This window comes from Rhizobium sp. L1K21, assembly GCF_024055895.1.
Taxonomy (GTDB): domain Bacteria; phylum Pseudomonadota; class Alphaproteobacteria; order Rhizobiales; family Rhizobiaceae; genus Ensifer_A.
The window spans coordinates 68,676-84,613 of record NZ_JAMXLE010000005.1 but is presented as its reverse complement, the minus strand read 5'-3'; the positions used below and the strand labels follow the sequence as shown (position 1 = coordinate 84,613).

General features: G+C 57.6%; 14 protein-coding genes. 10 read left to right on the top strand and 4 right to left on the bottom strand.

The window, feature by feature from the left end; translation table 11 throughout:
- Positions 1–58: 58 nt before the first annotated feature.
- Positions 59–1,234 carry a substrate-binding domain-containing protein gene (locus tag NHF56_RS18880; protein WP_252807483.1) on the bottom strand — a complete coding sequence of 392 codons (1,176 nt, stop codon included), beginning with the start codon at positions 1,232–1,234 and terminating at the stop codon, positions 59–61.
- A gap of 166 nt (positions 1,235–1,400) precedes the next feature.
- Here NHF56_RS18880 and NHF56_RS18875 point away from each other — a divergent pair, with 166 nt between their 5' ends.
- The 3 genes from NHF56_RS18875 (at position 1,401) to NHF56_RS18865 (ending at position 5,003) form a co-directional block, all read left to right on the top strand.
- The gene (locus tag NHF56_RS18875) at positions 1,401–2,468 is read left to right on the top strand and encodes a DMT family transporter (protein ID WP_252807481.1); all 1,068 of its coding nucleotides are present in this window, start codon (positions 1,401–1,403) and stop codon (positions 2,466–2,468) included.
- 297 nt (positions 2,469–2,765) lie between these two features.
- The gene (locus NHF56_RS18870; protein ID WP_252807479.1) at positions 2,766–3,068 is read left to right on the top strand and encodes a hypothetical protein; all 303 of its coding nucleotides are present in this window, start codon (positions 2,766–2,768) and stop codon (positions 3,066–3,068) included.
- Between the two features lie 18 nt (positions 3,069–3,086).
- Complete coding sequence (locus tag NHF56_RS18865) at positions 3,087–5,003, top strand: C1 family peptidase (RefSeq protein WP_252807477.1); 1,917 nt, start codon at positions 3,087–3,089, stop codon at positions 5,001–5,003.
- 98 nt (positions 5,004–5,101) lie between these two features.
- Here NHF56_RS18865 and NHF56_RS18860 read toward each other — a convergent pair whose 3' ends face one another.
- Positions 5,102–5,347 (bottom strand): hypothetical protein, encoded by a 246-nt coding sequence (locus NHF56_RS18860; protein ID WP_252807476.1) that lies wholly within the window; start codon positions 5,345–5,347, stop codon positions 5,102–5,104.
- On the opposite strand from NHF56_RS18860, the gene NHF56_RS18855 reads away from it, so the two are divergent.
- The gene (locus NHF56_RS18855; RefSeq protein WP_252807474.1) at positions 5,346–6,707 is read left to right on the top strand and encodes an aspartate aminotransferase family protein; all 1,362 of its coding nucleotides are present in this window, start codon (positions 5,346–5,348) and stop codon (positions 6,705–6,707) included. The two genes, NHF56_RS18860 and NHF56_RS18855, sit on opposite strands and share 2 nt — an antisense overlap.
- A 103-nt stretch (positions 6,708–6,810) precedes the next feature.
- Here NHF56_RS18855 and NHF56_RS18850 read toward each other — a convergent pair whose 3' ends face one another.
- Complete coding sequence (locus tag NHF56_RS18850; RefSeq protein ID WP_252807472.1) at positions 6,811–7,602, bottom strand: SDR family NAD(P)-dependent oxidoreductase; 792 nt, start codon at positions 7,600–7,602, stop codon at positions 6,811–6,813.
- A gap of 5 nt (positions 7,603–7,607) precedes the next feature.
- A complete protein-coding gene (locus NHF56_RS18845; protein WP_252807471.1) occupies positions 7,608–8,654 on the bottom strand; it encodes a phosphotransferase family protein in 1,047 nt (348 codons plus the stop codon).
- Positions 8,655–8,852: 198 nt separating this feature from the next.
- Here NHF56_RS18845 and NHF56_RS18840 point away from each other — a divergent pair, with 198 nt between their 5' ends.
- The 6 genes from NHF56_RS18840 to NHF56_RS18815 all read left to right on the top strand — a co-directional run bounded on the left by NHF56_RS18840 (position 8,853) and on the right by NHF56_RS18815 (position 15,917).
- Positions 8,853–10,091 carry an acyl-CoA dehydrogenase family protein gene (locus NHF56_RS18840; RefSeq protein ID WP_252807666.1) on the top strand — a complete coding sequence of 413 codons (1,239 nt, stop codon included), beginning with the start codon at positions 8,853–8,855 and terminating at the stop codon, positions 10,089–10,091.
- The gene (locus NHF56_RS18835; protein WP_252807469.1) at positions 10,091–11,059 is read left to right on the top strand and encodes an NADPH:quinone oxidoreductase family protein; all 969 of its coding nucleotides are present in this window, start codon (positions 10,091–10,093) and stop codon (positions 11,057–11,059) included. Before NHF56_RS18840 ends, NHF56_RS18835 begins: the two co-directional genes overlap by 1 nt.
- A gap of 114 nt (positions 11,060–11,173) precedes the next feature.
- Positions 11,174–11,428, top strand: coding sequence for a type II toxin-antitoxin system prevent-host-death family antitoxin (locus NHF56_RS18830; protein WP_252807665.1), 255 nt, complete (start codon positions 11,174–11,176; stop codon positions 11,426–11,428).
- Positions 11,425–11,853: a type II toxin-antitoxin system VapC family toxin gene (locus tag NHF56_RS18825; RefSeq protein WP_252807467.1), complete on the top strand. Its 429-nt coding sequence runs from the start codon at positions 11,425–11,427 to the stop codon at positions 11,851–11,853. Before NHF56_RS18830 ends, NHF56_RS18825 begins: the two co-directional genes overlap by 4 nt.
- 112 nt (positions 11,854–11,965) lie before the next feature.
- Positions 11,966–14,020 carry a hydantoinase/oxoprolinase family protein gene (locus tag NHF56_RS18820; RefSeq protein ID WP_252807465.1) on the top strand — a complete coding sequence of 685 codons (2,055 nt, stop codon included), beginning with the start codon at positions 11,966–11,968 and terminating at the stop codon, positions 14,018–14,020.
- A gap of 148 nt (positions 14,021–14,168) precedes the next feature.
- Positions 14,169–15,917 carry a hydantoinase B/oxoprolinase family protein gene (locus NHF56_RS18815; RefSeq protein ID WP_252807463.1) on the top strand — a complete coding sequence of 583 codons (1,749 nt, stop codon included), beginning with the start codon at positions 14,169–14,171 and terminating at the stop codon, positions 15,915–15,917.
- The last annotated feature ends 21 nt before the right edge of the window (positions 15,918–15,938 follow it).

Here is a 15,938-nt window from a genome sequence, read left to right as displayed (position 1 = left end):
TGAAGAAAAGTCCGGAACGGGGGCAGAGCGCACCCCGTTCCGGGTGTCAGGAAAACGATCACTTCTTGTTGCGGATCGGAATGTCCATATCCTCGATCTTCAGCTCTTCGACGAGCTCGGGGATGGCCCATTCCACATTGTCATCCACCTTGATCTTGAAGTGATACATGGATTGCAGCGCCTGGTGATCTTCCGGTCGGAACACCATCTTGCCCTTCGGGGTCTGCCACTCCATGCCTTCCATGGCCTTGATCAGATCTTCGGTATCGGTGGAGCCGGCTTTCTTGATCGCCTCAACAATGGCGATACCTGCGGCCATGCCGCCAGCAGTGAAGAAGTCGGGTGGTGAATTGTAGCGGGCCTGATGTTCCTTCACCAGCCAGTCGTTCACCTCGTTCTTCGGGTTTTCATAATAGTAGTAGGTCGCGCCCTCCATGCCGGGGAATGCCTTATAGGCTTTCAGCGCGGCCAGAATATTGCCGCCGGTGGAAAGTTCGATACCGTAGCGGCCAGGATCCAGCGCATCAAGCGCACCCAGCGGATTGCCGGCACCCGCCCAGATGATGAAAACGATCTTGCGGCCCGGCGCATCCTTCAACGCATTGAAGATGCGCTCGCCTGCAGCGGTGAAGTCGGTCGTGTCACTGGGAACGAACTCTTCATGCACCAGCTTGGCAGGCGTCTTCTCTAGTGCTTCTTTAAAAGCGGCCACGCCGTCACGGCCAAAGGCATAATCCTGTGCGAGCGTGGCAATCGTCACGCCTTCCTTGCCAATGGCCACGGCATTGGAAATCGCATCCTGTGACGAGTTGCGTGCGGAGCGGAAGATATAGCGGTTCCATGCCTCGCCGGTAATCGAGTCGGCAACCGAACCATCGACCAACAGGATCTTTTCATATTCCTGAGCGACCGGCAGCATGGCGAGTGTCACCGCGGACGAGACCGCGCCGACAGCAATGTCCACATCGTCGTCGCCATAGGCCTCGGCCAGCAGTGCGCGGCCAAGCTCGGGTTTAAGCTGTGTGTCCTTTTCCTCCACGACGATCTTCTCGCCGTTGATTTCCATCGTTCCGCCGGTGGCATATTCTAGGCCGAGCATAAGGCCAATATGCCCCTGCTTGGCATAAGCCTCCAAAGGTCCGGTCTTGCCGTAGACATGTGCGATCTTGATTTCTGCGTGCCCTGCCGCAGGCAATGCGAGGCTAAGCGCCAGCGCCGCCAAAAACTTCTTCATTTTGCCCTCCCTTGCAAAATTTCAGACATAATATGACTGATGACTCATGTTTCATATCGTATTGGCGGGCGGGGTGCAAGTCGAAGGTCGAAATCAAATCGGTTCAAAAGAATCAAAAGTGGTTTTTAACCCTTGCGGAACCCGTCATTGCTGAAATGATGGCCGAATGAATAAGACTGATCATCACGCACAGCGTTTGCCCGGTGTGCCGCTTGCCTTGGGCGCTGCGGTTTTGTTCGGTGCATCAACACCGGTCTCAAAGTTGCTGATAGGCTATGTCGATCCCTGGCTTCTGGCTGGCATTCTCTATGTCGGTGCCGGGGTAGGGCTTGCAGCCGTTCATTGGGGACGCCAGCTCTTTCGCCTTGAAAATTCCGAGGCGCCGTTACAGCGCGCCGACCTGCCTTGGCTTGCTGCCGTGGTTTTGTTCGGCGGCATGCTGGGGCCGCTCTTTCTCATGTTCGGCCTGTCGCTGACCACTGCCGCATCGGGTTCGCTTCTGCTCAATCTCGAGGGTCTGGCGACGATGGCAATTGCCTGGATCGTTTTTCGCGAACATGTGGACCGGTGGCTTCTTCTGGGTGCTGCGGCCATTCTGTGCGGCGCAGTTCTGCTGTCCTGGAACGGACAGGCTTTGCAGCTTGATGCCGGTGGTCTTCTGATCGCGCTGGCCTGTCTCTGCTGGGGTATCGACAACAATCTAACCCGCAAGCTCTCCTCAGCCGATCCCGTGCAGATTGCGATGATCAAGGGTCTCGTGGCTGGCATTTCGAATTTTGCGCTTGCATGGGTCGCAGGCGCCGCCATGCCGTCGGCGGGTCTCATTTTCTCCGGCGCATTGGTGGGTTTTCTGGGCATCGGCGTCAGTCTGGTCATGTTTATGCTGGGTTTGCGCTATCTCGGCACGGCGCGCACCGGCGCTTACTTTTCGCTCGCACCTTTCATCGGTGCAGCGCTTTCGCTTGTCATGTTCGATGAAACGCTGACCCTTCAATTTGTCATTGCGGGTTTGCTGATGGGTTTTGGCCTTTGGCTGCATCTGCGCGAACAGCACGACCATTGGCACAGTCATGACGCGATGGAGCATGAACATGTCCACACCCACGATGAACACCACCAGCATGCGCATGACGGACCGGTAACCGAGCCACATTCCCACCTGCATCGCCACGAACCGCTGCGCCACAAACATCCGCACTATCCAGATCTCCATCACCGGCACAGTCACGGCTAGCGCTTTTGGTACGGAGCAAAAGTTCCATAAGATAGATTTTGCAATTAAGCAGGTGAACTTGGCAGCTTTTGGTTCAGGATCGTCGCACAGAAGGTGACCCTACCATGCTGGACTTGCCTTGTCGGCAGACGGCTCCGGTCGCACAGGATTTGACAAATAAAAGCATAAGTTGCATTATTTAAACTATACTATTTTGGGCGCGTTGGCGCTGCATGTGCTGTTTCCCGGCATCTCCTTTTCCGCATTCGATTTTTACAAAAGAGATAGTCAATTTGTCATTCGCCTGGGGGATGCAAAATGGCAGGTTACGGACGTTTCTGTTCAGTGAGGTTGCTGGGTGGTTTCCGGCTGTTCGCCGAGGCCAAACCCGCGTTGGCGGGAAGGCTGCCAGGCGCTGCGTCGAACCTGATTTCGTGCGCTGGTCGCTGCACGGCGGAGCGCCGCCCTTTTATTTCACAGCATTCGAAAGCCGCCCTGCCCTACGCGGGTCCGGCTTTTCTATTTAGCGACCGAATTCACCATCAAAAGCAAATGCAACAGACCTGGGCGGTTGAAGGTTCGCGCGGTGGGCGAACGCATCCGTTCGCGGCTTTCTGGTAAGACAAAATGGAGGGGGAAATGGCAATACGTTCAGTGGAAAATCTCGGCTCGGACAAGACGATCACGACATCGGATTCGACCCGTGTCTTGAATGCACATGGGGATTTTCCCGATATCAGGGATCGAATGTACGAGCCTGCCCTTCTTGAGTTGCTCATGAAGATGGATCCCCCTGCCCCGCAGGATTCGCCTATTCTCGATCAGGGAACGGAAGGTGCATGCACCGGCTTTGCTCTGGCGGGTGCGATCAATCTTCTGCGCCGTCGCGCCAGTGTGCGCCAGAACCTCCCTACGCCCGAACACAATGTCAGTCCGCGCATGCTCTATGAGATGGCCAAGCTGCATGACGAGTGGCCGGGTAATGATTACGATGGATCGAGCATTCGTGGGGCGATCAAAGGGTTTTTCCACAATGGTGTCTGCAGCGATACGCTGGCGCCCTACGATCCCAATACGAAAAACTGGACCCTGGCGGTGGCGCAGGCAAAGGATGCGCGCAACATAGGCCTCGGTGCCTATTATCGTCTGCGCCCGCAGATCATTGATTATCATGCTGCGCTCAATGAGGTTGGCGCAATTGTTGTGTCTGCCAGTGTCCATCGCGGCTGGAGCAAGCCGAAGAAGGGGATCATCCAGAGGAGCAATTTCACCGAAGGCGGTCATGCCTTCATGATTGTGGGTTACGACAGCGAAGGGTTTCTGATCCAGAATTCGTGGGGCCTCTCCTGGGGCGGCTTTCAGCAATGCCCCGGCATTGCCCATTGGTCCTATGAGGACTGGGCTGAGAACGTCATGGATGCCTGGGCGCTGCGGCTGGCGGTTCCGACGCCGAAATCCTTTGACCTGACGCATACCGGCGCCAATATCGACAGTGCGACATCCGCAAAGATCACCCTGCCCGCGCCGCGCCGCTTGGATATTCTCGGTCACTTCGTGCACGTGGATGACGGGCAGTTCGTGGAGAAAGGCACCTATGCCACGAGCTTTGAAAACATCAGCGAAACCGCAAAATATCTGGCCGCCGATGGCCAGAAGGATGCGCCGAAATACGATCACCTGATGATCTACGCGCATGGCGGTCTCAACAGCTCCAATGCGTCGGCCCGGCGCATCAAGGCCATGAAGGAGATTTTCAAACGCAATCGTATCTATCCCTTTCACTTCATGTGGGAGACGGGCTTCAATGAAGAACTGGGCGACATCTTCAAGGAAGCCTTCAGCAAGAGCGAAGCGCGGGTGGGCTTTTCCTTCGGCGAGTTGAACGACCTGCTTTTCGAACAGCTCGCCGGTGGGCTGGGCAAGCGTATCTGGCGGCAGATGAAGTTTGATGCGGAGCGCGCCTTTGCGAAAAATGCGGCTGGTCTGCGAAGCCTGAAGGAGATTCTGGCGCAGAACCAGAAGCGCAAAAAACCGCTTGCCATCCACTGCGTTGGCCACAGTGCAGGTTCGATCCTGCTCGGAGAGATGCTGAAAAACTGGAAAAGCATTGCAGCCTCCGACGATCGAATCGAAAGTCTGAGCCTCATGGCACCGGCATGCACGCTTGATTTTTTCAAGGCAGCTTACCTGCCGCGGCTCAAAGGCGGCGCTTCTGCAGATATCAAAAGCCTCTGGCAGTATAATCTGATCGATAGCCGTGAATTGGACGATACCGTTGGCACCTATGGGAAGTCTCTGCTCTATCTTGTGTCCAACGCATTTGAAGAGAGCAAACACGAGCCGCTGCTGGGCATGGAAAAATTCTGTGATGGCCTCCCCTCCTCTGCCACGCACAAGATTTTCTTTGCTGGCCGTGACAGTTCGCGCACCGACAGCAAGGTACATGGCGGCTTTGATAATGACCGTGCGACGATGAACGATGTGCTTGCTCATATTCTCGGCAAAAAACCGAAGCCGTCCCTGGCATTTCAGGAACATGAGATGAGTGGATATTGATCCAAGGCCCCTCCCCTGCCCCTATTTGGCGCGGGAGGGGCCCGGCCATTCGCTTTGCAAGCGAAATCCAAGGCATTGAATTTTTGGTAAATGAAGTGTTAAGCGGACTTTAACAGGACTTTAAAGTCCGTCACTGCAGAAACAGCCATATTGTCTTTGCTATCTGGTCGTGCAGCAGTCTTCTCTGGCAGCGTATCTTCTTTCGCGTTTACGCCAAGCTGTTTTTCGTCTTCCACAGTGTCGGTCTTTCCGCGGTTGACAGCTGTCAACGCCCTTCCCTCTTCCTTGCAAAAATGTGCTTTCGGTTCCATTGTTCCGGCATTGAGCAACAGAGTCGGAACCATGAACGAACATCAATATTCCAACATTTCGCAGATCGATACCGCCCACCACATCCATCCGTTCAACAATGCAGGCGAATTGAAGGAAAAGGGTGTCCGTGTCATGACCAGCGCCAAAGGCGTTTATGTCACGGACAGCAATGGCAAACATTATCTGGATGGATTTGCGGGGCTTTGGTGTGTGAATGTCGGTTATGGCCGCGAGCGCATCACGCGCGCCGTCACGCAGCAGATGAATGAGCTGCCCTATTATAATTCCTTCTTTGGCACAACCAACACGCCCGCCGCACTGCTTGCCCAGAAGGTAACCGAACACGCCGGCCCGCACATGAACCATGTCTTCTTTACAAACTCCGGTTCGGAAGCAACCGACACATGGTTCCGGCTTGCGCGCACCTATTGGGCAGCGCTCGGCAAGCCACAAAAGACGGCCGTGATTGCGCGCCGTAATGGCTATCATGGATCGACCGTGGCGGGCGCTTCGCTCGGCGGCATGAAGCCCATGCACGCGCAGGGCGGATTGCCCATTGAGGGAATCCATCACATCAACCAGCCTTACTGGTATGGCGAAGGTGGTGATATGACGCCGGACGAATTCGGTCTCCTGCGGGCGCGCGAGCTGGAAGCCAAGATTGACGAACTGGGCGAGGACAATGTTGCCGCCTTTGTCGCTGAACCCATTCAAGGGGCGGGCGGCGTGATTATTCCGCCTTCAACCTATTGGCCTGAAATTGCCCGTATCTGCAAAGCACGCAACATCCTTCTGATTTCCGATGAAGTGATCTGTGGCTTCGGACGGCTTGGAACCTGGTTTGGTTATCAGCATTTTGGTGTCGAGCCGGATATGGCGCCAATCGCCAAAGGGCTCTCTTCCGGCTACCTGCCGATCGGCGGCGTCTTGATTTCTGATCGTGTGGCCGATGTTCTGACCAAACACGTGGGTGAGTTCAATCACGGCTATACCTATTCAGGTCATCCCGTGGCCGCTGCAGCCGCATTGGAAAACATCAAGATCATTGAAGAGGAAAATCTGGTCGCCCGAGTCCATGACGATATCGGACCGGCGTTCCATGCCGGATGGAAGACCCTCGAAGATCATCCGCTTGTGGGTGAGGCCGAAAGCGTTGGGCTGATTGCCGGGCTTCAGCTGGCCGCCGACAAGGCAACGCGCCGCCGGTTTGAAAATGGCGACAAGCTGGGCTCCATGGTGCGCGACGCCGCTCTGGCTGACGGTTTGATTTTGCGCGCGACGGGGGATCGCATGCTCGCCTCCCCTCCCCTCATCATCAGCCACGCTGAAGTGGCGCATTTGGTGTCCATCACGCGCAAGGCGCTGGACACCGTGTTGACAGCTGTCAACTGACTTTCAGAACCGGTCAACAAACAATCAGGGCGCCCGTTGCGGCGCCCTTTTCAGTTTACATTTTTACCGCTTGCCGGTGTCATTAACCGGCAGAAGATCTTGCTCAGATCGCGGTCATGCCACCGTCGACCTGAACCGTCTGGCCGGTGTAGAATCCATTGGCCGGTGAGGCTGCGAAGATCAGGGCTTCGACGATTTCGGAGACCTCTCCGAGACGTCGTGCCGGAATGCCGCGTGTCAGATTGGCCTCCACTTCAGCCATTGAAGCCCCCGTTGCAGCCATATCACGTTCCAGCATGGTCATGACCATGGGGGTGCGCGAGAAGGCCGGGCAGAGTGCGTTGACGCGGATGCCCCGGCGCACATATTCGAGAGCCGCTGCCTTGGTGAGGCCAACAACGCCGTGTTTGGCTGCTGCATAAACGGAAATTCCCGGCGCACCGCTCACGCCTGCTGCGGACGCAACATTGACGATGCTGCCGCCCCTGCCCGTTTCGCGGAACTGTTTTTCCATCACGGGCAGCTGATGCTTCAGCGCGTAGAAAACACCCATCAGGTCGATGTCGATCACGTGGCGAGCTTCTTCTGCCGAAATCTCCGGCAGCTTTTTCATCGCATTTGCAACACCGGCATTGTTGATCGCAACATCCAGACGGCCAAAACGCTCGACGGCCAATGCCACCTGGTCAGCAGCCACGCTCTCCTGATCGACTGAGCCCGCCAATGTGGCGACGCGCGCGGAATCAAATTCGCCGGCAAAGGCCTTCAGCGGTTCATCACGCAAATCGGAGAGAACCAGATTGGCCCCTTCCGCATAAAAGCGCCTTGCCGCTTCCTTGCCGAAGCCGCCCGTTGCGCCGGTCAAAAGCACCGTCAAACTTTCAAACATACCCATGAATGTCATTCTCCCTTGTTCACAAGATCGCGGGCCATGCGCGCCATCAGCGGCACGGCGTCGGCCAGCGCGCGGGCCTTTTCCGGATTGGAGGCATTGCCGTCCGCTGCCCGCTTCACCACGCCCTGCACGATGGCAGCAGCACGGAAGAAGGAAAAGGCAAGCGCAAAGACCCAATTGGATGGTTTGTCGATCCCGCGACGGCTGCAATAGTCGCGCACATAATCGGCCTCCGAAGGCAGGCCGAGGCTTGCCCGGTCCACACCGCCAAGGCCGCGAAAACTGCCCTTGTGCGGCAAGCGCCAATGCATGCACTGATAGGCGAGATCGGCCAGCGGATGACCGAGTGTGGAAAGTTCCCAATCCAGAATGGCAAGCACATTCACATCGTCATTGGCGAAGATCATGTTGTCGATGCGGAAGTCGCCGTGTACCAGCGACACCTGCCCGTCATCGCCGGAATCATGTTTTTCCAGCCAGTCGATCAGCCAGTCCATGTCCTCAATCTTGTCGATTTCGCTGGCGCGGTATTGCTTGGCCCACCGGTTGATCTGGCGTTCGAAATAGCTGCCCGGCTTGCCATAGTCGCCAAGTCCGACCGCGTCCACATCCACGCTGTGTAGTGCGGCGAGCGTCTTGTTCATATTGTCGTAGAGCCCGGCGCGCTCTTCGTTTGAAACGTCCGGCACCACCGGGTCCCAGATAATGCGCCCCTCAACAAACCGCATGACAAAGAACATCCGTCCGATGGAACTGTCCTCGCCGGAAAGATAGAGCATTTCCGGCACCGGCACGTCGGTGTCGGCCAGCGCTTTCATGACCCGATATTCGCGGTCCACCTGGTGCGCTGATGCCAGAAGCTTGCCCGGCGGCTTGGCACGCAGCACGAAATCGCCGCCTTCTGCCTTGAGCCGGTAGGTGGGGTTGGATTGTCCGCCAGAAAACTTTTCGACGTTCAGAAGCCGGCCAAAGCCGGCAATTGCATTCGCCAATTCACCCTCAAGCGCCTGGCGATCCAGGGCGTGCGGGTTCGGGTTTTCAGATCCCGTCATTTTGTTTTCCTCCCATAGTCATCACACGCATTCTTCAAGATACGATTGACAACATACCCGGTAGGATGTTCATATTTCGACGCGCCGTAAAGAGCGTTTTTGAATTTTTTATCTGCAGCAAGGAGGGCGGTGGCAAAACCGTTGCTGCGGACCAAGGAGGAAATCGAAATGAACAATGCCATTACTGGCGCAGACAACATGCCGCTTGGCATGACGGAACGCCTGAAGCCTATCCATGCAGCCGTGACCGAAATGATCCGAAACGAGATCATGCCACTTGATGAAGAATTCCTGTCCGAGATCGGCAAGGCGGAAGGCGGCAACCGTTTCAAGCTGACCGAACGCCAGAAAGAGATTTTGGAAGGCTTGAAGGCCAAGGCGAAAGAACGCGGACTGTGGAACTTCTGGCTTACCAATTCCGAAAACGGCTATGGCCTCAACACGGTTGAATATGCCTATCTGGCCGAAGAGATGGGTAAGTCGCATCTGGCGGCGGAAGTCTTCAATTGCGCAGCACCTGATACCGGCAATATGGAAGTGCTGGAGCGCTATGGTTCGCCCGAGCACAAGGAGAAGTGGCTGAAGCCGCTGTTGAACGGCGAAATCCGATCTGCCTTCCTCATGACCGAGCCTGATGTGGCATCGTCAGATGCAACAAACATCTCCATGAGCTGCGTGCGCGACGGCGACGAGTACGTCCTGAACGGCGAAAAGTGGTGGTCGTCCGGGGCAGGCGATGAGCGCTGCAAGATCTATGTCACGATGGTGGCAAGCCCGAGCGAAGAGCGCGGACCACACCAGCAGCATTCCATGATCCTCGTACCGGCCGGTACGCCCGGTGTCACCATTCTGCGCGCCATGGAAGTATTTGGTGACGACGATGCACCGCATGGTCATATGCATATCCGTTTTGAAAACGTGCGGGTTCCCGCATCCAACCTTCTTCTGGAAGAGGGGAGGGGCTTTGAAATTGCCCAAGGTCGTCTTGGTGGCGGGCGTATTCACCACACAATGCGTGCCATCGGCCATGCTGAAATTGCGCTGGAGCGCATGTGCCAGCGTTCGCTGCGCCGCGAAGCCTTCGGCAAGCCACTCGCCAAACTCGGTGCCAATTTCGACATTATCGCGGAAGCGCGTATCGAAATCGAAATGGTGCGTCTGCTGTGCCTGAAGGCGGCCTGGATGATCGACAAGGGCAATCTGAAGGAAGCGGCTTACTGGATCGCTCAGATCAAGGTGGCAGCCCCCCGCATGGCGCTGAAAGTGGTGGATGAATCCATGCAGATGCACGGTGGTCAGGGCATCAGCCAGGATACGCCGCTTGCCCGCTCCTGGACCAACCTGCGCACGCTGCGCTTTGCCGATGGCCCGGATGCGGTGCACCGCCGCCAGATCGCGCGCCAGGAACTGCGCAAATACACGCAGGAGAAAATCTGATGAAGGCTGTCGTCTGCCATGAATATGGCCCGATCGCGAACCTGAAACTCGACGAGGTGGCAGACCCGCAGGCAATCGGGTCAAACGTGGTCATCAAGGCATCAGCTATCGGGGTCAACTACCCCGATGGTCTGCTCGTTCAGGGGCTTTATCAGGCGCGCCCGGAAACGCCCTTCACACCCGGCATGGAAATGGCCGGTGTGGTGGAGAGCGTCGGCCCGGATGTGAAAAAGCTGAAACCCGGCATGCGCGTCGTAGCGCTCAACCAGCTTGGCGCATTTGCTGAAAAGGGGCTCTACCCTGAAATGGCCTGCGCGCCCCTGCCAGACGGCATGAGTGAGGCAGACGCCTGCGCGCTCATGTGCGGCTATGGCACCTCGCACCACGCGCTGAAACAGCGCGGCAACCTGCAGCCCGGCGAAACACTCCTCGTCGCCGGTGCTGCGGGGGCTACGGGTATCGCTGCGGTGCAGATCGGCAAGGCGATGGGCGCAACGGTGATTGCGATTGCCTCATCAGCTGAAAAGCAGGCGGCGGCAAAAGAAGCCGGTGCCGACCACGTGATCGGCTACGACAATCTCAAGGACGACGTGCGTGCAATCACAGGCAAAAACGGCGTCGATGTGATTTTCGATCCCGTTGGCGGCGATGCATTTGATACGATGGTGCGGCTGATGGCGCGCAATGGCCGCTACCTGGTCATCGGTTTTGCGGCTGGCCGTATTCCGGAGCTTCCGGTCAACCTGGCGCTGGTGAAAGAGTTTTCGCTGGTCGGGGTCTTCTGGGGCTCATTCACCCGCCATGAACCGTCCGTTTATGCCGAGAATGTGCGCGAACTTTTCGGCTGGTATATGGACGGCAAGGTCAAGCCGCTCATTGGCGGTGAATACAGTCTCGCAGAAGCGCCTGACGTCTTGCAAAAGCTGATGGATCGCGGCGTTGCGGGCAAGATTGTCTTGAAACCGTGAGCGCAAGAGGGGCGGGTGTTCAGAACCCGCCACTCAAGGATTGCAGCGTCCAAACCGCTTTGCAACGGTGATCACTCGTGCTAAATGTAGGTAAATACCTACATGAGGTGCATGATGGCGATCACCACGCTCACCAGCCGGAATCTAAACCAGGATGTCAGCAAGGCAAAGAAGGCGGCGCAGAACGGGCCGGTGGTCATTACTGACCGAGGCAAGCCGGCCCATGTCTTGATGACCTATGCCGATTTCGAACGCATGTCAGGCAAGAATCGAACCCTCATCGAGGCGCTTTCCATGCGCGGCCTGTCTGAAATCGATTTGTCACCGGAACGTGTACATATCGCTTCCCGCGAAATCGACCTCTCTTGACGTATCTCCTTGATACAAACGTCATCTCCGAACTGCGTAAACTCGGGGACGGGCGCGCCGATCCAAACGTTGTGCGCTGGTTCGAGGCGCACAGGTCAGCGCAATTTTTCGTGTCCGTCATTACCATCATTGAGATAGAGCGTGGCATCCTTGGCGTTCTGCGGCGCGACGAAAAACAGGGCGCAATGCTGCGGATATGGATGGACAATCATGTCCGGCCCCAATTCGCCGACCGCATTCTTGCAATCGATGACGCGGTGGCGACACGTTGCGCCGGGCTCCATGTTCCTGATCGGCGTAGCGAAGCCGACGCGCTGATCGCGGCAACCGCGCTTGTTCATAATCTGAGTATCGTAACGCGCAACATCAGCGATTTTGACGGGACCGGCGTGGTGGTGATCAATCCGTGGAACGCGGTATTCTAGGGTCGAGACCGGGGCTGTCTATCATTCATGTCAGTGCTTTTTGTCGCTTGACGAAAGTGAAATGCCCTCATAGCATGTTCGTATACGAATGAATTTATTGGGGGCAGTCTGCATGTCGGTCGAACAGAGCCAGGTCGCGGGTATCGATGTTGGGGGTACCTTCACCGATCTCGTCCTTTTTGACGCGGAAAACCGCACGGTGCGGCTGGCAAAGACTCCCACCACGCTCGACAATCAGGCCGGCGGTGTGCTGAACGCTCTGGATGCCGCCGAGGCTGATATTGCCGCACTTGATCTGATTGTTCACGGCACGACCACCACCACCAATGCGGTGCTGGAGCGCAACCTCTGTCGCACCGGCATGATCACGACCGAAGGCTTCCGCGACATTCTGGAGCTTGGCCGCCGCACGCGCCCGCAGGCCTATGGCATGAAAGGCGAGTTCAAGCCGATCATTCCGCGCGATCTGCGTTTGGAAGTGCCGGAACGTATGAACGCATTCGGCGAGGAAATCACACCGCTCGATGAAACCGCACTTGCCGCTGCCATCAAGACGCTCATTGATGACGATTGCGAAGCGCTCGTCATCCACTTCCTGCATTCCTATGCCAATCCTGCGCATGAACTGCGTGCCGCCGAGATTGCCCGCGATCTCTGGCCGAATGGCAATATCACCATCGGTCACGCGCTGTTGTCTGAAAGCCGCGAATTCGAGCGTGGTGTCACCGCTGCCGTCAATGCATCCGTCCAGCCACTGCTGCGCCGCTATGTGGAGCGCCTGGCTGACACGCTGGCCGAGCGTGGCTTTAAACACGACATTCTGGTCATGAACGGCAATGGCGGCATGGTCTCCGCCCGCCACGTTTCTGTCGAGGCCGCGAAGACAGTGATGTCCGGTCCCGCCTCCGGCGTAATGGCTGCGGCCTATACCGGCCGCCGCGCCAATATCAAGAACCTGATCACCTACGATATGGGTGGCACATCGACAGATGTGGCGCTCATCCGCAATGCCGAACCGGCGGTCTCCTCCGAAATCGAGGTGGAATATGCCATGCCCATCCACGTTCCGATGGTGGATGTGCGCACGGTTGGTGCCGGCGGTGGGTCGATTGCCAAGGTCACGGCAGCTGGTCTTCTCCAAGTCGGCCCGGAAAGTGCGGGCGCAACACCCGGTCCCATCTGCTACGGCAGGGGAGGGGAGCTTCCCACCATTTCCGACGCCAATATGTTGCTGGGCCGTTTGAACCCCGCGCGCCTCAATTCCGTGCCAGGCGGTCCCTCGCTTGAGGATATTGCCAAGGTGTTTGAAGAAAAGCTCGGCAAGCCGCTGGGTCTCGACGCCACCCAGGCCGCCGCCGCAGTTATCCGCATTGCCAATGCCCGCATGGCCGATGCTGTGCGCATGGTCTCCGTCAGCCTTGGCGAAGACCCGCGCGACTTCGCGCTCTTTGCTTTTGGCGGGGCAGGCCCGCTTCACTCCACGGCCATTGCCCGCGAGCTTGGCATCCCGAAAGTGCTGACCCCATCGCGCCCCGGCATCACCAATGCGCTGGGTTGCGTGGTGGCCGATCTTCGCCACGATTTCGTCAACACCGTGAACCGCCCGCTGCACATGCTTGATATTGACACGGTGCATGCACTCTTTGCCGAACAGATCACCGAAGGCCATCGCCTGATTGCCAAGGAAAAGATCAAGCTCAGCGCCACGCAGGAAATCTACTCTGTCGACATGCAGTTCATCGGCCAGACGCATTTGCTGCGCGTTCCCTTGCCCGGCCCGAAGCCGACCATTGAAGACCTGCAGTCGCGTTTCGAGAAAGCCTATTTTGACCGTTTCCAGGTGGAATTGCCTGAAATCCGCGCCAACCTCGTCAACGTCAACACCTCCGTTATCGGTCGCCGTCCTGAAATCGATCTGTCGCTGTTGATCGACGCCGCCGAGCGCAAGCCGACGCTGGCAGATGCCAAGACCGGAAGCCGGCGCGTGTGGTTTGACGGTTGGCACGAAACGCCCATTTACTGGCGCGATCATCTGCCAGCCGATGCAACGATTGATGGTCCGGCCATCGTCGAACAGATGGACACGACCATCATCATCGAGCCAGGCGACCGCGCAGAGCAGGATCACGACGGCAATATCATCATTGTTTTGGGAGGTGCGAAGTGAGCGCGACCATTATCCTTTACTTCTCCCCTTGGGGAGAAGGTGGCCAAAGGCCGGATGAGGGGTTCTCACGAGACCTCTATGGAAAAACCCCTCATTGTCACGCTGCGCGCGACATTTCTCCCCAAGGGGAGAAAGTGGAGCATAACCAATGACCATTGACCCCATTACGCTCACCGTTATCCAGTCCGGCCTGCAGCAGGTCTGCGATGAAATGGATCTGACCTTTTCGCGCGCGGCCTTCTCCCCCGTGATTGCAGAGGCCAATGACCGGTCTGACGGCATCTATTCCGCCGTTGACGGCTCGCTGATTTCGCAAGGTGCCACGGGCCTGCCGGTCTTTGTCGGCACGATGCAATATTCCACCAGGACGCTGATCGAGATGATCCGCGACGGCAAGGCGCGCGCTCCCAAACCGGGTGACATCTACATCGTCAACGATCCCTATCTTGGCGGCACGCACCTGATGGATGTGCGCTTTGCCATGCCCGTTTATCGCCGCGGCGAAATCTTCTGCTGGCTGTCCAATACCGGCCACTGGCCCGATACGGGTGGCGCGGTTCCGGGTGGCTTTTCGGCTTCCGCAACAGCGGTGGAGCAGGAAGGTTTGCGCCTGCCGCCGGTGAAGCTTTTCAAGGAAGGCAAGCTGGATGATGAGATTTACGCCATCATCTGTTCCAACATTCGCGTGGCCGACCAGCGTATCGGTGATGTGAAGGCGCAGGCCGCGGCTCTGCTGGTGGGCGAGCAGCGGCTCAACCGCATTCTCGACCGGTACGGCGACCATGTGGTGAAGGAGGCGATCAGCGAATTGCGCACCCGCGCGGCAGAACAGATGCGCGCCAATATCAAGCTCATCCCGAACGGCACCTATACATCGGTCGCCTATGTCGACAGCGACGGCGTCGTTAATGAACCACTCGAAATCCGGCTGAAAATCACGGCCACCGACGACGAGCTGGAGTTTGACTTCACGGGTTCATCCAAGCCCTGCATGGGACCGATGAACTCGGTGCTCGCCACCACGCTTTCGTCTGTCTATCTCGCCATGCGCCACATCTTTCCCGATGTGCCGATCAGTGCGGGCGCTTTCGAGCCGCTGAAGGTGATCAGGCCTGAGGGTACGTTCCTTGACGCGCAATATCCGCGACCCGTTTCCGGCTGCGCGGCTGAAGTGAGCCAGCGCATTGCCGAAGCGGTCTTCTCCGCGCTGGTGGAGGCATTGCCGGATCGGGTCACCGCAGCACCGGCTGGCTCATCCGGCAATTTCGCACTCGGCGGCCATGATCCGCTGCGCGAGCGCGGCTATGTCATGTACCAGATTTCTGGCGGTGGTTATGGCGGCAATGCCGACCATGACGGGCTGGCCAACGGCTGCTCCACCATCGGTATTTCCAAGGCCCCGCCGGTGGAAATCATGGAACAGCAATTCCCGGTTCTCTATCGCCGCTATGCGCTGCGCGAGGGTTCCGGTGGGGCGGGCCTCCATCGCGGTGGTTTTGGGCTTGACTACGAGGTGGAACTGCTGCGCGGCGAGGCAACGGCGAGCTTTGTGATGGACCATGGCCGCTTTGGACCTCCCGGTGCATTGGGTGGCCGCGATGGCAAACCGAATTCGGTGGAAATTCGCAAAGGCGGACAGACCATTGTTCCCGAACATCTCTCCAAGGCGCAGGATATTCCGCTGCGCGCCGGTGACCGCGTGCGTGTCGGTACGCCGGGCGGTGGTGGCTATGGCGATCCCTACAAGCGCGATCCGGCACTGGTCGCCGAAGACGTGCGGCTGGGACGTTATACGCAAGACGAAGCCAGGTCCTATTTCGGCGTTGCGCTCGGACAGGACAACTGGCCTGACGATGATGAAACGAACCGCTTGCGGCTCGCCGCTTCAAAAGGATAGCTTGGCGCGAAAGGATCGGGG